This window comes from Cupriavidus ulmosensis, assembly GCF_977008105.1.
In genome coordinates, this window is sequence record NZ_CDRMWP010000001.1 from 2,337,015 (window position 1) to 2,354,185 (window position 17,171).

A 17,171-nucleotide genomic window follows, 5' to 3' on the forward strand; every position below is an offset into this window, starting at 1 on the left:
CGGCGCGGCGCCTCAGTCCTGCGCGGGCAGGCTGAACGCGGCGCTGACCTCGGCCCAGCAGTTCGGCGTCTCGAACAGCACCAGGCGCGTGAGCTGCAACTGGTGGCCGAAGCAGTCCTTGAACACCGGCGCGAGGATGTCGAAGGCGATCTGCGCCAGGTTTTCCACGGTGGGAACGGCTTCCAGCACCACCGTCTTGTGCCCTTCCATCGACTGCAGGAAATTCAGCAGCGCGGTATCGCCGCGATGGATCAGGAAGGCGTGGTCCCACTTGTCGACCAGGTGCGCGTTGGCCAGCGCCTTGATGTCGCCGAAGTCCAGGATCATGCCTTCGTCCGAGGCGCCCGCGCTGCGCAGCACTTCGCCCGACAGCGTGAGGTCCAGGCGATAGCGGTGGCCGTGGATGTTGCGGCACTGGCCGCCGTGGTTGGGAATGCGGTGGCCGGAATCGAATTCCAGCCGGCGGGTGATGGAGACTTGCTTGTTCATGGATGCCGGTATGTGCAGGTGCGGTGATCGGGGCGGACGAAACGTTCGGGACGAGGGTCTGGACGATTGGCCGGGATCACCGGATACCTAGCAGCTTGTGGGTCTGCAGCGACAGGCGCCAGCGCGGGCGGCGCTGGCAGAACGCCACCGCCAGCGCGGTATTCTGCCGCGCCAGCGGGCCGTCCATCGCCTGCACCAGGAAATGGCGGAAATCGAGCCGCTCGTATGCGGCGAAATCCTGGCCGTCCTGCGGGATCACCACCTTGAGCTCGTCGCCGCGCGTGACCACCAGTTCGGCGCCCATCTTGGGGCTGACGCAGACCCAGTCCACGCCGTCCGGCACCGGCAGCGTGCCGTTGGTCTCGATGGCGATCTCGAAGCCGCGCGCGTGCAGCGCGCCGATCAGCGGCGCGTCGAGCTGCAGCAGCGGCTCGCCGCCGGTGCAGACCACCAGCGGGCGGCCGGCGGCGCCGGCCTCCACGTCCCGCGGCCAGTGCGCCGCGACCTTGTCGGCGAGCGCCTCGGCGGTGCGGTACTTGCCGCCCTCGGTGCCGTCGGTGCCGACGAAATCGGTGTCGCAGAACTGGCAGACCGCGCCGGCCCGGTCTTCTTCGCGCCCGCTCCAGAGGTTGCATCCGGAGAAGCGGCAGAACACCGCGGCGCGGCCGGCGTTGGCGCCTTCGCCCTGCAGTGTGTAGAAGATTTCCTTGACGGCGTAAGTCATGCTGATGGCGATGCGATGGTAAGGCGGTTGTGAGTCTGTCGTGTGTCTTTGCGGGTGCGCGGCAGCCATTCGCGGCAGACGTGCGTGGCTGCGGATACGGGCGGCGGCGGAAGGCCGGCGGACGGATCGGGCCGGCGGGCGGCGATGCCGGAACGGCAATCCCGCGCGGGCGGCCGGCAAGCTGGCGGCCACCCGGAATCGATGGCCAATGGCCAGGCTACTGCGGCTAACTCGCTATTTTCGCACAGGTAGCGGATCGGCTCCAGCCGTGCCGGCCGCGCGGCGCGCTCCCGGCGGCACCTTGGCCCACTGCGCCGCCCGCAGCCGCGCGCCGACGAAGTCCAGGAAACAGGCGATGCGCGCCGACAGCTGCGTATTGAGGTAGTAGACCGCGTTGATCGACTGCCGCTCCTCGATGGTGTCGCGCATCAGCACCTGCACCAGGTCGCCGCGCCGGCGGTCCTCCTCGGTCATGAAGTCCGACAGGCAGACCAGCCCCTCGCCGGCGAGCGCGAGCTGGCGCAGGGTCTCGCCGCTCGATGCGGTCAGGTGCGGCGTGACGTGCACTTCCTCGCCCATCGCGCCGCGCAGCGGCCAGCGGTTGAGCGACTCCGGCTGGTTGAAGCCGATCAGGCTGTGGCCGGCGAGGTCGTCCACCGATTCGGGCCGCCCGCGCGCCTTGAGATAGGCCGGGCTGGCCAGCACGCGCACGCGGCTGCTGGCCAGCGGACGCGCGTGCAGCGTGGAGTCGCGCAGCGTGCCGATGCGGATGGCCACGTCGGTGCGGTGCTCGAGCAGGTCGATGATCTGGTCGTTGGTGTTGAGCTCCAGCGCGATCTCCGGGTAGGCGCGGCGGAACTCGCCCACCAGCGGCACCACCACGTGGAGCATGAACGGCGACGCCGCGTTCACCCGCAGCCGCCCGGCGGGCCGCTCGCGGCGCACCGCCATCTGTTCCTCGGCCAGCTCCACCGAGGCCAGGATGCTGCGCGCGTGGGCCAGCAGCGCCTCGCCCTCCTCGCTCAGCGCCAGCCGGCGCGTGGTCCGGTGCAGCAAGGTGGTGCCGACCTTGTCCTCGAGGCGGCCGAGCGCCCGGCTGATGCCGGACACGGTCTGCCCCAGTTGCTCGGCGGCGGCGGTGATGGAGCCGCTGTCCACCACGGTGGCGAAGGCCTGGAGTTCTTCGAGTGTGATCTTCATTCCCGAATACTAGCGCGCCGAAGCGGCGCCACCGTATTCGGGTCCGGGCCATGCCGGCGGCTCAGGGCAGGCCGAGATAGTCGCGCTTGCCGATCGGCACGCCCTTGTGGCGCAGGATGTCGTAGGCCGTGGTCACGTGGAAAAAGAAGTTCGGCAGCGCGAAGCCCAGCAGGTAGGACTTGCCGTCGAACTTGACCGGCTCGGGCCGCAGCTTGAGCTCGACGATGCGGGTGTCGCTGCCTTCCAGCTGCGCCGGCTGGATGGTCTTCAGGAAAGCGACCGTCCTGGCGATGCGCTCCTGCAGTTCCGGGAACGTGGCCTCGTTGTCGGCGAACGACGGCATCTCGATGCCGGCCAGCCGCGCCGCGCAGCCCTTGGCGCTGTCGCTGGCGCGCTGCACCTGGGCCGGCAGCGGGTCCATGTCCGCCACCAGGCGGGTCTGGATCAGGTCCGACGGGTCCATGCCCTGCGCCTGCGCGAACGCGGCGCCCTTGTCCAGGATGGCCGACAGATTGCCGAAGGCCCGCAGGAATACCGGGATCGAAGCTTCATACATGGAAAGTGACATGGGGGTGTCCTTGGCTGGGGTTGGCTGGCGCCCGCACCGGGGCGGACGCGCGACCGCGAGCATAAACCGTTTGCCGGCTTTGCGCAGGGCCGCGCCGGCGCCCTCCCCGCTCTCGCTCCTTCCCCTGCCTCAGGGCCGCTTCACCGGCGGCGCCATGTAGGTCGGCGCGATCGGCTCGCGGATGCAGCGCGCCAGGATCGCGTCGATGTCGGCCATGCTCTGCGCGTCGATGTGCCAGCCTAGGATCTCGCCGACCGGATCGAGCTGCTGCGGGCGGCGCGCGCCCCACAGCGCGATGGTCGGGCCCTTGTCGAGCACCCAGCGCACCGCCAGCGCCAGCACCGACTTGCCGAAGCGCTCGCGCGCCAGCGCCTCGAGCGCCTGCACCGCGGCCAGGTATTCCTGGAAGCGCTCGCCCGAGAACTTGGGGTCGATCTTGCGCAGGTCGTCGCCTTCATACGTGGTCGACGCGTCGATCCTGCCCGACAGCAGGCCGCGGCAGATCGCGCCGTAGCTCAGCACCGTCAGCCCGGTCCGCGCGGCGTAGGGCAGCACGTCGGCCTCGATGTCGCGCTCGAACAGGTTGTACGGCGGCTGCACGGCGTCCAGCGTGGCGACGGCGCGGAACGCGTCCATCTGCGCCGGCGAGAAGTTGCTCACGCCGATCGCGCGGATCTTGCCCTCGCGGCGCAGGTCTTCCAGCACGCGCGCGGTTTCCTCGAGCGGGGTTTCGAGGTCGGGCCAGTGGATCTGGTAGACGTCGAGCACGTCGGTCTGCAGCCGGCGCAGCGAGTCCTCGACCTCCGTGCGCAGGCGCGCGGCGCGCGAATCGCGGAAGACCTTGCCGTCCTTCCAGTCGAGCCCGGCCTTGGTGGCGATCTGCACCTTGCCGCGCAGGCCGGCTTCCTTCAGCGCCTTGCCGACGATCTCTTCCGAGCGGCCGAAGCCGTAGACCGGCGCGGTATCGATCAGCGTCACGCCCAGCTCCACCGCGCGCTGGATCGTCGCGATGGCCTCGCGCTCGTCGATGCCGCCCCACATCCAGCCGCCGATGGCCCAGGTGCCGAGGCCGATGCGCGAGGCCCGGATGCCCGAGCTGCCGATTTCAATCTGTTCCATGCATGACTCCGTCAAGTGTGGCTGCGAGCCGGCCGCCCCTTCGGTCAAGGGGCAAACCCGCTGCACCGTTGCAATATGCCCGCTGCGCGCTTATCTTTCCAATAGAAGATAGAGATTCGATTTATCCCATACGGAGATAAATCACTGGAAAACAGGGAAACGCATGGAGCTTAGACAGTTGCGGCATTTCGTGGCGGTCGCCGAGGAAGGCAGCTTCACCGTCGCCGCGCAGCGCATGAACATCGTGCAGTCGGCGCTGTCGACCTCGGTCCGCTCGCTCGAGGACGAACTGGACGCGAAACTGTTCGCCCGCACCACGCGCCACGTGCGCCTGACCGCCGCCGGGCGCGCCTTCCTCGGCAAGACCAGGGAAGCGCTCGACGCGATCCGCCAGGGCCGCGAGATGGTCGCCGACATCGCGGCGCTGCGGCGCGGCAAGCTCAGCATCGGCACGGTCCAGAGCCTGCCGGCCTTCGTCGACCTGCCGGCGCTGCTGGCGCGCTTTCACGGCCAGTACCCGGACATCGAGGTCCACCTGTGCCAGGGCAGCGCCTCGCACCTGATGGACAAGGTGCGCGCCGGCAAGCTCGACTTCGCCATCCTGCCGATCGGCGAGCCGCCGGCCCAGCTCGCGACCACGCAGATCGCCTGCGAAAGCCTGGTGCTCGCGTGCGCGCGCGGCCACCGGCTGGCGGGCATGGCGGAAGTCTCGCTGGCCACGCTCGCCGGCGAGCCCTTCGTCGACTTCGAGCCGGCGCACGGCACGCGCCGGCTGGCCGACCGCGGCTTCGGCGAAGCCGGCGTGGAGCGGCGCATCGCCTTCGAGGTCAGCGATCTCGACACCCTGCTGGCGCTGGTGGCGCGCGGGCTCGGCGTGGCGCTGGTGCCGCAGGCGGTGGCCGAGGCGCGCGGCGCGACGCTGTCCTTCGTCCCCCTCGCGGCGCCCGAGATCTGCTGGGAACTGGTGGTGGCCTACGCCGAGCACGGCAAGACGGACGGCCACGGCCTCGATGCGGCGCCGGGCGCCTTCCTGGAACTGCTGGTCGGCCGCGGCGCGGCGGCGCCGGGGCGGGAGCCCGGCGCCGCCGAACGGGCCGAGGCCCTGCCGGCATCCTGATTTAAGATAGGCGGCTACCGCCCCCCGGCTGAGGCACGCGCCGCCCCGACGACCACATGAACGCCCCGTTTCCGATTCGCAAGGAATGCCCGCCTGGCGCCTGCAACTGCAATCGCGAGGCGCTGCTGAGCGACCCGCACGCCGACATCCGCATCCTGCAGCTCACGCAGGAAGAAGAGAAAAGGCTGGTGGCGCGCCTGGAAAGCCTCGCCAGCCTTGCCGACCTGCGCAAGATGGAAGAGCGCATGCGGGCGCTGCTGGGCATCGTCGTCACCATCACGCCCAGCATCCACGAGGTGCGCACCACGCGCGGGATCAGCATCCGGGTGGAAGACCAGCCCGGTTTGTGCCGCAAGACCCGGCAGGCCATCCCCGCGGCCATCCGCCGCTGCCTGGATGCCAGGCCCGAGATCGCGTATGCGATTCTCGACGCGCACGACCTGCTGGGCGGCACGCGGGAATAGCCCGCGCGCCCCATTTCACCGGCGCGGCCGCGCCGTCAGGCCGCCGTCAGCGCCCGGAACCATGCCGCCAGCGAAGGCGCCCGCGGCGACCAGCCCAGGCGCCGCGCATTGGCGGCGCGCACGAAACTGTTCGAGCCGACACCCAGGCGGCCGGCCTCGCCGTACTCGCGGATCACGTGCTCGATGGGCAGGCCGATGGTCTTGCCGCCGAAGCCGAGATGGTCGCTGATCAGCGCGGCGATCTCGTTGAAGGCGGCGTGGCCGTTCTCGGCAAAGAAGAAGGACCCGCCCGGCGCCTTTTCCATTGCCAGCAGGTAAAGATCCACGAGGTCGTCGATATGGACGTTCGAATAGCGGTTGAGGCCCTGGCCGAAATAGACGCCCGCGCCGGCCTGCCGGGACAGCGCGACCAGCTTCGGGATCTGGTCGCTGTCGGCCTGGATGCCGCGCCCGGCGCCGTAGACCATGCCCGGGCAGATGACCACGGAGCGGATGCCCTTCTCGATCGCCGCCTGGCGCACGTAGCGGTTCATGTCGACGCGCGGGCGCCGGTAGGGAACCGGCTCGAAGGCGTCGTCCTCGGTGAGCGGCGTCTGCGCGGCACAGGCGCCGTCGGCATGGTCCGCGACGATGGCCGAGCCGGTGGTGTGGATCAGCAGCTTGCCGCTGCGCTCCAGCGCCGCGGCCAGGGTCAGCAGCGCGCCGGCGTGGTCGGCGTTCGCCGCGTGGATCACGGCATCGGCGGCGCGGGCGGCCGCGGCGAGCACCTCGGCGTCGTCCAGCGTGCCGGCCACCGCGCGGATGCCGCGCGCTTCCAGCAGCGGAACCTGTTCCGCCGACCTCGCCAGGCCCGTCACGTCATGGCCCGCGGCCACGAGCTTTGCGGCGACCGAGCCGCCGATGTAGCCAGCCGCGCCGGTAATGAAGATCTTCATGCTGCTGCTCCGCTTGCAGAGGGTTGGGAGGAATTCGCGCCCGCCAGGCGCCGGCAATGCTCCAGCAGCGCCGCCATGTTCCGGCCTTCTAGCTCGGCGAACGCGGCCGCGGCGGCCTCGCCGGTCATCAGGAGGTCGGGATCGAGGCCATCGCCAAGCCGCTCGAGCTGCATGTTGTTCCACGGCAGGATATGGAACAGGTTCAGCGCGGCTTCCGGCGCCGCCAGCCGGTCGATCTCGCCGGCGAGCAGGCGCCGCGGCGACTCGGGATCGGCGATCAGCGGACGGCCGAGGCCGACCACGTCGAGGTCGCCCGCTGCCAGGGCCTCCCGCATCGCCGCGGCGCCGCGGAAGCCGCCAGTGACCATCACCGGCATCCTGGCGACCTTGCGCACCGCGCCCGCGAACGCCACGAAATACGCTTCGCGCGCGGCGCTGCCGGCGCGGGGGCCGTCCTCGCCCTCGTCCTTCACCGCGACGCCGACCACCTTGGGCTGCTCCAGCGACCCGCCCGACAGTTCCAGCAGGTCGAGGCCGGTAGCGTCAAGCCGCTTCACCAGCTCGACGCATTCGGCGTGGGTAAAGCCGCCGCGCTGGAAGTCCGAGGCATTGAGCTTGATGCCGACCGGAAAGCGCGGCCCGACCGCGCCGCGCACGGCGGCGATCACCTCGACCAGGAAGCGCGCGCGGTTCTCCAGGCTGCCGCCCCAGCCATCGCCGCGGCGGTTGGACAGCGGGCTGAGGAACTGCGAAATCAGGTAGCCGTGCGCGGCATGGAGCGACAGGCCGGTGAAGCCGGCGTCCTTCACCTCCCTCGCGGCGAACGCGAACTGGCCGATGGCGTGGGCGATCTCCGCCTCGGTCATCGGCCTGGGCCTGGCGAAGCTGAAGCCGGCGCTGCGGATCACGTCGATCTCCACGTCCGAGCACGACAGCGGCGCGGGATTGATGTGGCTGCTGACCTGGCGCCCGGTATGGCTGAGCTGCGCCCAGAAATGCGCGCCCCGCGCCGTGCCCGCCCGCGCGAGCGCGGCAAGCTGGCGGCGCCCGCCGCCGTCGTCGATCACGATGTTGTTCGGGCGCTCCAGGTGCCAGCGGTCGACCTGGATGTTGCCGGTCAGCAGGAGGGCCGCGCCCGAGCCCGCCCAGCGGCGGTACAGCGCCTCCAGCCGCGGCGTGGCATGGTTGGCGGCATCGGCGAGCCCTTCGCTCATCGCCGCCTTGGCAAGACGGTTGGCGAGCGTGGCGCCGCAGGGCAGGTCAAGCGGCTGGTCGAGAGAAATCGTCATGGCGTGTACGGTGCGGTTCCGGGGAAAAGTGGCGAGAAGTGGCGAGAGCGGTGGCGAAAACAGTGGCAATAACGGCGAAAGCGGCGAAAGCGGCGTGAACGACAGCAGCCGCCTCAATTCGACAGCAATCGCTGTCGTATATACGACAATGATCGCTGTCGTATAAACTGTCAAGAGGCAACAGGGAGGCACATGGCAAAAACCTGGTCAACGGACAATCCGAAAGCGGCGCTGATGGCACGCAAGCAGGCCCTCATCGTCGGGGCCGCGCTCAAGGCATTCCTGGAAGCGGGCTACGCGCAGGCGTCGGTCAACCGCATCGCCGCCGACGCCGGCGTGTCGATCAAGACCCTGTACCGGCACTTCGAAAGCAAGGACGACCTGTTCAGCGCCGTGATGCAGGCGGCGTGCGGCAAGATGCCGGGCACGGCCCACGCCGGACATGACGAGGCGCCGCCGGCCTGGTATGCCGCCGCGCCCGCCGAGGCGCTGCCGCTGGCCGGCGAGGAATACCTGCGCCATGTCCTGTCGCCGGAGCAGTTGGCGCTCTACCGGGTCGTGGTGCGCGATGCGCACCGCTTTCCCGAGCTGGGACAGCGCTATCTCGAGCAGACGGCGGGCGTGCGGGACGCCAGGTTCGCCGGCTACCTGGACTTGTGGAGCGCGCGCGAAGGCTGGCGCGTCGGCGACCAGCGCGCCGCCGCCCAGGCCTTCGCCGGACTGTTGAAGGCGGGGCTGTTCGACGACGTGCTGCTGGGGATTCGCCAGCCGTCCGAGGACGACATCGCGGCGCGGGTGAAAGGCGCGGCCCGGGACATGCTCGCGCTGCTGCGGGCCGGGTATTTCTGACGGCGCTCCGGAGGACGGAGGCTATCCAGGGGGAAGTTCGTCAGGCGTGCGCAGCCATGCTGCCACGCGCGCCAGGCAACGCGCGGCCAGGATCAGACCACGGGTCCGGCCGGGAAATCGAACCGATCTGACTTTCCGCCGGCGAAGCCTTGCCGCGTTCCCGGATCGTTGATGACCGAGTACGGGAAGACCGCCGGGATCGCGCTCACCGCGTCGAGCCGCGCGATCTGCGCGGGCGACAGCGCCACCTTTGCCGCGGCGAGATTGTTCTCCAGATGGGCCAGCGTGCGCGGCCCGATGATCGGCAGCGAGCCCTTGGCCGCGACCCAGGCGATGGCAATCTCGCCGGGCGTGACGCCGGCCTCCTGGGCGACCGCGATCAGCGTGTCGAGAATCGCGGTGCGCTGCGGCGAATTCTCCGGCTGGAATACCTTGCCGCCGAAGCCTTCGGCGCGGCCCTTCTCGCCCTGCCGGTACTTGCCGGTCAGCATGCCGCCGCCGAGCGGCGACCAGGCCACCACGCCAAGGCCGAGCGCTTCGCCGGCCGGCAGGAGCTCCTGCTCGGTGGTGCGCTCGACCAGGCTGTGCTCGACCTGGAGACCGGCGATGGGCACCGCGCCGCGCAGCTCGGCGATGGTCGCGGCCCGCGCCACCCGCCACGCCGGAAAGTCCGAAAGACCCGCGTAGAGGATCTTGCCGGCCCGCGCGAGATCGTCGAAGCCCCGCACGATTTCCTCGATCGGGGTCACGCCATCGGCCATGTGGGCCCAGTAAAGGTCGATCCGGTCGGTCTTGAGCCGCTTCAGGCTCATCTCGACCGACGCGATCATCGCCTTGCGGCTGTTGCCGGTGGTAAAGAGGCCGGCCCTGGGATCGGTCCCCAGCGTGAACTTCGTCGCCAGCACGAAATCGTCGCGCCGTCCGGCCAGCAGCTCGCCCAGGATTTCCTCGGACTGGCCGAACTGGTAGCTGTTGGCCGTGTCGATGAAATTGCCGCCCGCGTCCGCGTAGGCATCGAAGATGCGGCGTGCCTCGCCGGGTTCGGTGCCATGACCCCATCTGGTCCCGAAATTCCCGGTTCCCAGCACCAGCTCGGAGACCCGCAGGCCGCTGTGTTTGCCGAAGAGTTTGTAGCGCATGGATCCATCTCCATTCATGTGAAACGTCGAGTCCGACGTGAAGGCGGACAAGAACAAGGCGAACAAGGACGCAGCGGCGTTACCGCGTAACGCACTGCCTGGAACAACGATGGTGATGACAGCGGCCGGACGCTTATGAGTCCGGCGGCTCGCCGGCGTGGCCGGCGTGGCTGGCGTGGCTGGCGTGGCTGGCGTGGCTGGCCGCGCCCTCGCGGCCGAGCACGCTGCCGACCGCGGAGTCGAGTATTCGCCGGGAAAGGGCCTCGTCCTCGACGATGCGGGACAAGAGCAGCGCGCCCACCATCGTCGAGAGCACGACGACGGGATCGCCCTGCCCTTGGTCCGCGGGAGCAGGCGCGGCGCGCATGGCGTGGCCGAGGATCTCGAGATGCGACCTGAGGCCCGCCTCGAAACTGCGGACCAGTTCCGGGCTGTGCCGGGCGGCATCGGGGCCGAGCGCCGCGAACGCGCAGCCCTCGCCGATATGGTCGCGGTGGCCGCACGACAGGTACTTGCCGACCAGCCTGGCCAGCGCCTCGTCGCCGCCGCTTTCCACCGTGTGCGCCCATTCCCGGGCGCTGTCGGCCATCGCGCGGTCGCAGGCCTGCGCCGCGAGATCGTCCTTCGACCGGAACTGCTTGTAGAAGCCCCCCTGGGTCAGGCCCGCGGCCCCCATCAGGTCGTTCAGGCCCACGCCATCGAAACCATGTTCGCGGAACAGCCGCCCGGCCGCCTCGATGACGGTGCGCCGGTTCTCTTCCGCCTGGGCACGGCTGACTCTCATGGGGTTCTCCGGTTGAGCGATGCGGCCGATTATATGGCGATCACAATCTATCCGCAACAAGGCGGCGCCGCGACCCCGCCACCGGATCGCCGCGCAGCGCGGCCTACCCATTCCAGTGCGCGCGCGGGCACGCCCCCCGCATCGTCATGGTGCGAGGCGGGCCGGCATGCACGGGATTTCGCGCCTTGCCCCTCCTACACCAGGGGACTTCTCCGAGTTTTGCCTTTGGTCAACACTGGCACAGATCATGCTTGATCTTCTTGTGAACCTATCACCACTACATTTTGAGGTGCTCACAGTGACCACGAAGAGCGATTCAGACAGAGATGGACAGTTGGGACAACTGGTATCCGTTCACCCCTCGCTCGGCGAATCGACCTATCACAGCCTGCGGCAGGAAATCCTCTCGTGCAAGCTGGCGATGGGCAGCTCGCTGACCGAAGCCTCCCTGATGGAGAAGTACAAGGTCGGCCGGGCCACCTGCCGCCTCGCGCTGGCCCGGCTGGTCCAGGAGGGGTTCGTGCGCTCCGTGCCGCGCCACGGCTACATCGTCACGCCGATCACGCTCAAGGACGTCGAGGAACTGTTCGCCATGCGCCTCCTGCTGGAGTCGGCCGCCGCCAAGCTGGCCGCGGGCAAGGCGGACATCCGGCTGCTCCGGCAGATCGAGGGCTCGGCGCGCAACAACACGGCTTCGCGCGATGCCGGAAACCGCATGGGCTTCTTCCTCGACGCCAACCGCGAGTTCCACCTGGCAATCGCCACGGCATCCGGCAACGGCCGGCTGGCGCAGAACATCTCGGTCCTGCTCGACGAGATGAAGCGCCTGGTGGCGCTCGGCTTCGGCCGGCAGGGCGGCAGCGCCGAGATCGACCACGACCACATGGAGCTGATCGCCGCGCTCGAACGCGGCGATGGCACCGCCGCCGAGCGGATCGTCAAGCGGCATATCCAGACCTTCCGCGACATGACGCTGGACAAGGTCATGAAGAGCATCCGCGCGCAGAGCGAGTCCATGTCGCTGGCCAACGTGCATCTCGGGGGCGGGCAATGAACGCGGTGATCGCGATGGCCGCGGCGAAGGCGCAGGCCTGCGAGCCGTCGAAGCAGGCGGATGTCGCGGTGCGCGTCGAAAACGTGAGCAAGTGGTTCGACACCCACGAGCCCAACGGGCTGACCGTGCTCAAGGACATCAGCTTCGAGGTGCCGCGCGGCTCCGTGGTGGCCCTGGTGGGCACCTCCGGCTGCGGCAAGAGCACCTTGCTGAACATCGTCTCGGGCCTGATCAAGGCCGACCGCGGCAGCATCACCTACGACGGCAAGGTGGGCAAGGACTTCGACGACTGGAGCAAGGTCACCTACATGTTCCAGGAAGACCGCCTGCTGCCGTGGCGCACGACGATCGACAACGTCGCCTTCGGCCTCGAAGCCGGGTCCATGCCCAAGCGCGAGCGCCGCGAGCGCGCGGGCGCGCTGCTCGAGCTGGTCGGGCTCCAGGCATTCGCCGACGCCTATCCGCACCAACTCTCCGGCGGCATGCGCAGCCGCGTGGCGCTGGCGCGCAGCCTGATCGGCGAGCCGAAGATCCTGCTGATGGACGAGCCGTTCTCGAAGCTCGACCCCTCCATCCGCACACAGATGCACGAGGAAATCCTGCGCATCCACCGGCTCAAGCACCTGACGGTCGTGTTCGTCACGCACGACGTGGAAGAAGCCGTGGTGCTGGCCGACAGGGTGGTCGTGCTGTCCCCGCGCCCCGGGCGCGTCAAGGAGATCGTCGACATCGACATCCCGCGCCCCCGCAACTATCTCGGCCAACCGTTCGTGGACAAGGTTCGTGAACTGCGCCAACTGCTCTGAGGCCCCCGCCATGTCCACCACCGCGTCCAACTCCCCTCCCTCCGATATCGCCGAAGCCCCCGCGAAGGCGCGGCCGTCCGCCGGCCTCGCCACCCAGCGCCTCGCGCTCGCGCTGCTGCTGCTCGCCGGCTGGTGGGTCGCCTCGCTCAAGGCGCCCGCCTACGTCTTCCCGAGCCCCCAGCGCACGCTGGACGCCATGCGGACCATGATCGACAACGGCAGCTTCTTCACCGACATCCGCATGACCTTCGGCCGCGTCGTCTCCGGCTTCCTGATGGCCGTGGTCGTCGGCGTGCCGCTGGGCATCGTGCTGGGCGCCAACAAGCGGCTCGCCGATTTCTTCGAGCCCATCCTGGCGGTGGTCAACACCGTGTCGTCGGCCATCTGGGCGATCTTCGCGCTGATCTGGTTCGGCATCTCCAACATGACGACCATCTTCGTCGTGTTCATGACCGCCATGCCGCTGATCCTGACCAACGTCTGGCAGGGCACGCGCACCGTGAACGCGGACTTCGTGGAGCTGGCCCGCGCCTTCCGCATGTCGGGCCGCCAGGTGCTCTGGAAGGTCTACCTGCCCACCGTGCTGCCCCACTTCTTCGCCGGCGCGCGGCTGGCCTTCGGCTTCGGCTGGCGGGTCAGCCTGGTGGCCGAGACGATCGGCTCCACCAGCGGGATCGGCTATCGCCTGCGGCAGGCCGCCGACCTCGTGCTGACCGATCAGGTCTTCGCCTGGACCTTCACCCTGGTGGCGATGATGCTGGTCATCGAACTGGGCCTGCTCAAGCCGCTGGAGCGCCATCTCTTCCGCTGGAAAAAAGACGTCTGAACAGACGCATCGCCGTACCGTCCCCCTCCCCCCACCGCCCCCAATGGAGTTCCGCATGAAATTCTCCCAACTCATCCGCATGAGTGCCTGCGCGCTCGGTCTGGCCATGTCGGCGGCCGGCGCGTCGGCCGCCACGCCGATCCGCGTCGGCTACTGGACCAGCGGCGTCAGCCTCGGCTTCGGCGCCGTGATGGAAGCGCAGAAGCAGTTGCAGGCGCGCGGCTTCGAACCGGAGTTCGTCTACTTCCCCGACGTCAACGGTCCCACCAAGGCGATCGCGGCCAACACCATCGACCTGGCCTTCGGCGCCAGCCTGGCCGGCGCCTTCAGCCTGGGCGACCAGGGCGTGCCGGTGAAGATCATCCTGGCCACGCAGATCGTCGAGGCCGAGTTCGTCGTGCCGGCCGACTCGCCCATCAAGACGATGGCCGATCTCAAGGGCAAGAAGATCGGCATGGCGCCGACCGGCAGCGCCACGACCTCGGTCGGCACGGCCACGCTGCAGGCCAATCACGGCCTGTCCCCCAAGGACTACAGCTTCGTGCCCGGCAACGAATCGCGCCTCGTGCAATTCGTGCTGCAAAAGGACGTCGACGCCGCGGCGCTGCGCTCCACCACCATCGCCCAGCTGGGGCATGACGCGGGCAAGCTGCGCACGCTCGCCACGTTCCGCGACGAGTGGCAGACCATGACGAAGTCCAAGTCGCTGCCGTACATCGGGGTAGCCATCATGCGCGACGACTGGATGAAGAAGTACCCGGACGGCGCGGCCCGGGCCGTGGCCGCCATGCGCGACACGCTGAACTTCGGCGCCAAGAACGGCGCAGCCGTCGTCGAGATCCTCAAGAAGGCCGGCAACCTGCCGGAATCGGGCGCCAGGATGTATGCCGACCGGTGGCTGGGCATGAACGCGGTGTCCCTGGAGCCGGCCGACATCGACACCCTCAAGCGGACCTTCGACATCTTCAAGGCCGAAGGCATCCTCAAGGGCAACATGCCCGCCGACATCTTCCTGGCCCGACCCTACAACGATGCAAAGGCACTGAAATGAGCACTGTTCAAGAGCAAACCATCCGATGGCCCGAAGCGGGCGCGACACGCGTGCCGTACCGCATCTATTCGGACCAGGACACCTACATGAAGGAGCAGCAGGCCATCTTCCGCGGGCCGGTGTGGAACTTCCTCTGCCTCGAGGCCGACATCCCCAACGTGGGCGACTACGTCACCACCAAGGTGGGCCATTCGTCCGTCGTGGTCATCCGCAGCCCGGACGGCGCGATCAAGTCCCTGGTCAACAAGTGCATCCACAAGGGCTCCGTGCTGTGCCACGAAGCGCGCGGCAACCGCAAGCGCCCGAACCTGGTGTGCCCGTACCACAACTGGGTCTATGACCTCAACGGCCGGCTGACCGGCGTCGCCTTCGAGCACGGCATCGCCGGCGGCGGCGGCATGCCGGAGGACTTCGACAAGAAGAACCACGGCCTCAAGGCGCTGCGCGTGGAAACCATCCGCGGGCTGGTGTTCGGCACCTTCAGCGACACCGTCGCGGACCTGCGAACCTATCTCGGGCCGGAGATGGTGGCCCACATCGAGCGCACGCTGTACGGGAAGGTCAAGATCCTCGGGCGCAGCAGCCAGATCATGCACAACAACTGGAAGCTGTACATCGAGAACAGCCGCGACAACTACCACCCCAGCCTGCTGCATGCGTTCTTCGCGACCTTCAAGATCAACCGGCTGTCCGCCGAAGGCGGCACCATCCAGGACGATCACAGCCGCCACCACATCAGCTTCACCAAGCGCTTCACCGACGTGGGCCACCAGGCCTACGACTCGGGCATCCTGCGCGCGATGAAGGACGACGTCGGGCTGCGGGACCCGTCGCTGATCGACCAGTGGATGGAATACCCGGACAACATCACCAACGCAATCCAGAGCCTCTTCCCCGGCTTCGTGCTGCACCAGATCATGAACGCGCTGGGCGTGCGCCAGTGCATCCCGCTCGGCCCAGACAAGTGCGAGCTGGTCTGGACCCAGATCGGCTTCGAGGAAGACACGCCCGAGCAGACGCAGGTGCGCCGCAAGCAGAACAACCTTGTCGGGCCGGCCGGGCTGGTGTCGATGGAGGACGGCATGATCGGCTACCTCGTCGAGAAGGGGATCAAGGGCTCCGAGGACGAATCGGCGGTGATCGAGATGGGGGGCAAGGGCACGGGTTCCATGCCCACGCGCGCGACCGAGACCTCGGTGCGCGGTTTCTGGGAGTTCTATCGGGAGTTGATGAATGTCTAGCATCACCAGGGATCCGGCGCTGGAATTGCCGACGGCCACGAAAACGAGCATCGACCGGCTGATGGCGCGCTACGCATCGGCCATCGACAACGGCGAGTACGAAGTCTGGCCAACGCTGTTTACCGAGGATGGCGTCTACCGCATCACGACGCGGACCGACTACGAGGCGGGACGCGACTTCGGCGTCTGGTACTGCAACAACCGCGGCATGCTCGAAGACCGCGTCCAGGCGATCCGCGGCGTGAACATCTACGAGCCGCACGTCTACCGGCACATGACCGGCGCCACCGAGGTGCTGAGCCTGGGCGGCGAGGAAGTCCGCTGCGAGACCAGCTACCTCGTCGTGCGGACCGACGTCGATGGCGACATGACCGTGTTCAGCGCCGGCCGCTATGTCGACCATCTGGTTTTCGAGGGCGGCCAGGCGCTGCTGCGCTCGCGCGTCGTGGTGGCCGATTCGGCGCGCTTCGACACGCTGGTCGCCCTTCCGATCTGAGGGGCGCACGTGACGTTTCGATTGCACCTCGACAGCAAGCGCGCCAAGCCGCCGGCTTTCCACCTGGACGCGGCCGCGTGGGCCAAGGCTGCCGCGCGGCATCCCGAACTGGCCCCGCTGGTCGACGTCTCGTTCAGCTGGGACGGCGAGCGGCTCCACGAGCATTTGTCCTCGGCGGATGCGCTGATCGCCTCCGGCTTCGACCGGAAGGCCGTCAATGCGGCGCCGCGGCTGCGCTGGATCCATACGACGGGCGCCGGCGTGGACCACCTGATGCCGATCTCCGACTTCCGGCCGGACCTCGCGCTGACCAACAGCAGCGGCATCCACAGCGACAAGGCCGGCGAGTCCGCCTTGATGGCCCTGCTGATGCTCAACGCGCGCATGCCCGAAGTCATGGCGAACCAGCGCGCGCGCGCCTGGCACAGCCTCATGACCGGGCCGATCCGCGGCAAGCGGCTCGTGCTGATCGGCTTCGGCGACATCGGCCAGGCCGTGGGCCTGGCGGCGCAGAACCTGGGGCTGGCGGTGACGGCGGTCACGCGCAGCGGAACGCCCAAGGCGGAAGCGCCCGGCATTCCCGTCGCGCCCACCGCGAGGCTGGACGCGCTGCTGCCCACGGCGGACTTCGTCGTGGTGACGGCGCCGCTGACCGAAGAGACGCGCAACCTGATGAGCGCGGCGCGGCTGGCGCTGCTGCCGCCCCATGCCGGCATCGTGAACATGGCCCGGGCCGCGCTGGTGGACTACCCGGCGCTGGCACAGCGCCTGCGCGACGGCCTGCTGGGCGGCGCGGTGCTGGACGTCTTCGACAACGAGCCGCTGCCGCCCGAATCCGCGTACTGGGACGTGCCCCGGCTCGTGGTGACGCCGCACATCACCTGCGATGCCCCTGACTACGGCCAGCGCGTCCTCGACCTGTGGTTCGACAACTTCCGCCGCCTGCGGGCAGGCGAAGCGCTGCGCAACCAGGTCGACCGCGCGCAAGGCTACTGAACAGGCAGGCATCCCGCCCGCCCA

The 17,171-nt window shown here is 68.8% G+C and carries 19 protein-coding genes; 10 read left to right on the forward strand and 9 right to left on the reverse strand.

Features of this window, described 5'->3' with window-relative positions; all coding sequences use genetic code 11:
• Positions 1-12: 12 nt before the first annotated feature.
• From queD to ACWTPI_RS10685, 5 genes are all read right to left on the reverse strand, one after another.
• On the reverse strand, positions 13-489 hold the full coding sequence (queD, locus tag ACWTPI_RS10665) for a 6-carboxytetrahydropterin synthase QueD (protein WP_020201641.1): 477 nt from the start codon (positions 487-489) through the stop codon (positions 13-15).
• 76 nt (positions 490-565) lie between these two features.
• Positions 566-1,213, reverse strand: a complete 648-nt coding sequence (gene queE, locus ACWTPI_RS10670; RefSeq protein WP_454731654.1) for a 7-carboxy-7-deazaguanine synthase — start codon at positions 1,211-1,213, stop codon at positions 566-568.
• A 234-nt stretch (positions 1,214-1,447) separates the two neighbouring features.
• Positions 1,448-2,413, reverse strand: a complete 966-nt coding sequence (locus ACWTPI_RS10675) for a LysR substrate-binding domain-containing protein (protein WP_454731655.1) — start codon at positions 2,411-2,413, stop codon at positions 1,448-1,450.
• Positions 2,414-2,474: 61 nt separating this feature from the next.
• The gene (locus ACWTPI_RS10680) at positions 2,475-2,981 is read right to left on the reverse strand and encodes a DUF1993 domain-containing protein (protein ID WP_029043308.1); all 507 of its coding nucleotides are present in this window, start codon (positions 2,979-2,981) and stop codon (positions 2,475-2,477) included.
• Between the two features lie 129 nt (positions 2,982-3,110).
• Positions 3,111-4,100 carry an aldo/keto reductase gene (locus ACWTPI_RS10685; protein WP_454731656.1) on the reverse strand — a complete coding sequence of 330 codons (990 nt, stop codon included), beginning with the start codon at positions 4,098-4,100 and terminating at the stop codon, positions 3,111-3,113.
• A gap of 163 nt (positions 4,101-4,263) precedes the next feature.
• Here ACWTPI_RS10685 and ACWTPI_RS10690 point away from each other — a divergent pair, with 163 nt between their 5' ends.
• Both ACWTPI_RS10690 and ACWTPI_RS10695 read left to right on the forward strand, forming a co-directional pair.
• A complete protein-coding gene (locus ACWTPI_RS10690) occupies positions 4,264-5,217 on the forward strand; it encodes a LysR family transcriptional regulator (RefSeq protein ID WP_454731657.1) in 954 nt (317 codons plus the stop codon).
• Between the two features lie 56 nt (positions 5,218-5,273).
• Positions 5,274-5,681, forward strand: a complete 408-nt coding sequence (locus tag ACWTPI_RS10695; protein WP_454731658.1) for a hypothetical protein — start codon at positions 5,274-5,276, stop codon at positions 5,679-5,681.
• 35 nt (positions 5,682-5,716) lie between these two features.
• Here ACWTPI_RS10695 and ACWTPI_RS10700 read toward each other — a convergent pair whose 3' ends face one another.
• Together ACWTPI_RS10700 and ACWTPI_RS10705 are read right to left on the reverse strand one after the other, a co-directional pair.
• On the reverse strand, positions 5,717-6,616 hold the full coding sequence (locus tag ACWTPI_RS10700; RefSeq protein WP_454731659.1) for an NAD-dependent epimerase/dehydratase family protein: 900 nt from the start codon (positions 6,614-6,616) through the stop codon (positions 5,717-5,719).
• Positions 6,613-7,905 carry an NADH:flavin oxidoreductase/NADH oxidase family protein gene (locus ACWTPI_RS10705; RefSeq protein WP_454731660.1) on the reverse strand — a complete coding sequence of 431 codons (1,293 nt, stop codon included), beginning with the start codon at positions 7,903-7,905 and terminating at the stop codon, positions 6,613-6,615. Before ACWTPI_RS10705 ends, ACWTPI_RS10700 begins: the two co-directional genes overlap by 4 nt.
• 234 nt (positions 7,906-8,139) lie before the next feature.
• On the opposite strand from ACWTPI_RS10705, the gene ACWTPI_RS10710 reads away from it, so the two are divergent.
• Positions 8,140-8,754: a TetR/AcrR family transcriptional regulator gene (locus ACWTPI_RS10710; RefSeq protein ID WP_059412783.1), complete on the forward strand. Its 615-nt coding sequence runs from the start codon at positions 8,140-8,142 to the stop codon at positions 8,752-8,754.
• A gap of 92 nt (positions 8,755-8,846) precedes the next feature.
• On the opposite strand, the gene ACWTPI_RS10715 is transcribed toward ACWTPI_RS10710, so the two are convergent.
• A complete protein-coding gene (locus ACWTPI_RS10715) occupies positions 8,847-9,893 on the reverse strand; it encodes an aldo/keto reductase (protein WP_454731661.1) in 1,047 nt (348 codons plus the stop codon).
• A 133-nt stretch (positions 9,894-10,026) separates the two neighbouring features.
• Positions 10,027-10,677 (reverse strand): TetR/AcrR family transcriptional regulator, encoded by a 651-nt coding sequence (locus tag ACWTPI_RS10720; protein WP_059412784.1) that lies wholly within the window; start codon positions 10,675-10,677, stop codon positions 10,027-10,029.
• A 334-nt stretch (positions 10,678-11,011) separates the two neighbouring features.
• Between ACWTPI_RS10720 and ACWTPI_RS10725 the strand changes: the two genes are divergently transcribed.
• Genes ACWTPI_RS10725 through ACWTPI_RS10755 form a run of 7 tightly spaced genes read left to right on the forward strand, consistent with a single transcriptional unit; the run spans position 11,012 to position 17,147 of the window.
• Positions 11,012-11,731 carry a GntR family transcriptional regulator gene (locus ACWTPI_RS10725; protein WP_231401571.1) on the forward strand — a complete coding sequence of 240 codons (720 nt, stop codon included), beginning with the start codon at positions 11,012-11,014 and terminating at the stop codon, positions 11,729-11,731.
• A complete protein-coding gene (locus ACWTPI_RS10730) occupies positions 11,728-12,537 on the forward strand; it encodes an ABC transporter ATP-binding protein (protein WP_020423699.1) in 810 nt (269 codons plus the stop codon). The genes ACWTPI_RS10725 and ACWTPI_RS10730 overlap by 4 nt, the downstream gene beginning before the upstream one ends.
• 10 nt (positions 12,538-12,547) lie before the next feature.
• Positions 12,548-13,363: an ABC transporter permease gene (locus ACWTPI_RS10735; protein ID WP_020201656.1), complete on the forward strand. Its 816-nt coding sequence runs from the start codon at positions 12,548-12,550 to the stop codon at positions 13,361-13,363.
• A 55-nt stretch (positions 13,364-13,418) separates the two neighbouring features.
• Positions 13,419-14,414 carry an ABC transporter substrate-binding protein gene (locus ACWTPI_RS10740; RefSeq protein WP_454731662.1) on the forward strand — a complete coding sequence of 332 codons (996 nt, stop codon included), beginning with the start codon at positions 13,419-13,421 and terminating at the stop codon, positions 14,412-14,414.
• Positions 14,411-15,655, forward strand: a complete 1,245-nt coding sequence (locus ACWTPI_RS10745; RefSeq protein WP_059412786.1) for an aromatic ring-hydroxylating dioxygenase subunit alpha — start codon at positions 14,411-14,413, stop codon at positions 15,653-15,655. Before ACWTPI_RS10740 ends, ACWTPI_RS10745 begins: the two co-directional genes overlap by 4 nt.
• The gene (locus ACWTPI_RS10750; RefSeq protein ID WP_052165795.1) at positions 15,648-16,151 is read left to right on the forward strand and encodes an aromatic-ring-hydroxylating dioxygenase subunit beta; all 504 of its coding nucleotides are present in this window, start codon (positions 15,648-15,650) and stop codon (positions 16,149-16,151) included. Before ACWTPI_RS10745 ends, ACWTPI_RS10750 begins: the two co-directional genes overlap by 8 nt.
• A gap of 9 nt (positions 16,152-16,160) precedes the next feature.
• Positions 16,161-17,147, forward strand: coding sequence for a D-2-hydroxyacid dehydrogenase (locus ACWTPI_RS10755; protein ID WP_454731663.1), 987 nt, complete (start codon positions 16,161-16,163; stop codon positions 17,145-17,147).
• Positions 17,148-17,171: the final 24 nt, after the last annotated feature.

Excerpts from the sequence above, each read along its gene's own strand:
- ACWTPI_RS10675 (WP_454731655.1), bottom strand. The coding sequence starts at position 2,413 with ATGAAGATCACACTCGAAGAACTCCAGGCCTTCGCCACCGTGGTGGAC.
- ACWTPI_RS10720 (WP_059412784.1), bottom strand. The coding sequence starts at position 10,677 with ATGAGAGTCAGCCGTGCCCAGGCGGAAGAGAACCGGCGCACCGTCATC.
- ACWTPI_RS10690 (WP_454731657.1), top strand. The coding sequence starts at position 4,264 with ATGGAGCTTAGACAGTTGCGGCATTTCGTGGCGGTCGCCGAGGAAGGC.
- ACWTPI_RS10730 (WP_020423699.1), top strand. The coding sequence starts at position 11,728 with ATGAACGCGGTGATCGCGATGGCCGCGGCGAAGGCGCAGGCCTGCGAG.
- ACWTPI_RS10745 (WP_059412786.1), top strand. The coding sequence starts at position 14,411 with ATGAGCACTGTTCAAGAGCAAACCATCCGATGGCCCGAAGCGGGCGCG.
- ACWTPI_RS10695 (WP_454731658.1), top strand. The coding sequence starts at position 5,274 with ATGAACGCCCCGTTTCCGATTCGCAAGGAATGCCCGCCTGGCGCCTGC.
- ACWTPI_RS10700 (WP_454731659.1), bottom strand. The coding sequence starts at position 6,616 with ATGAAGATCTTCATTACCGGCGCGGCTGGCTACATCGGCGGCTCGGTC.
- ACWTPI_RS10715 (WP_454731661.1), bottom strand. The coding sequence starts at position 9,893 with ATGCGCTACAAACTCTTCGGCAAACACAGCGGCCTGCGGGTCTCCGAG.
- ACWTPI_RS10710 (WP_059412783.1), top strand. The coding sequence starts at position 8,140 with ATGGCACGCAAGCAGGCCCTCATCGTCGGGGCCGCGCTCAAGGCATTC.
- ACWTPI_RS10685 (WP_454731656.1), bottom strand. The coding sequence starts at position 4,100 with ATGGAACAGATTGAAATCGGCAGCTCGGGCATCCGGGCCTCGCGCATC.
- ACWTPI_RS10705 (WP_454731660.1), bottom strand. The coding sequence starts at position 7,905 with ATGACGATTTCTCTCGACCAGCCGCTTGACCTGCCCTGCGGCGCCACG.
- ACWTPI_RS10735 (WP_020201656.1), top strand. The coding sequence starts at position 12,548 with ATGTCCACCACCGCGTCCAACTCCCCTCCCTCCGATATCGCCGAAGCC.
- ACWTPI_RS10740 (WP_454731662.1), top strand. The coding sequence starts at position 13,419 with ATGAAATTCTCCCAACTCATCCGCATGAGTGCCTGCGCGCTCGGTCTG.
- queD (WP_020201641.1), bottom strand. The coding sequence starts at position 489 with ATGAACAAGCAAGTCTCCATCACCCGCCGGCTGGAATTCGATTCCGGC.
- ACWTPI_RS10750 (WP_052165795.1), top strand. The coding sequence starts at position 15,648 with ATGTCTAGCATCACCAGGGATCCGGCGCTGGAATTGCCGACGGCCACG.
- queE (WP_454731654.1), bottom strand. The coding sequence starts at position 1,213 with ATGACTTACGCCGTCAAGGAAATCTTCTACACACTGCAGGGCGAAGGC.
- ACWTPI_RS10680 (WP_029043308.1), bottom strand. The coding sequence starts at position 2,981 with ATGTCACTTTCCATGTATGAAGCTTCGATCCCGGTATTCCTGCGGGCC.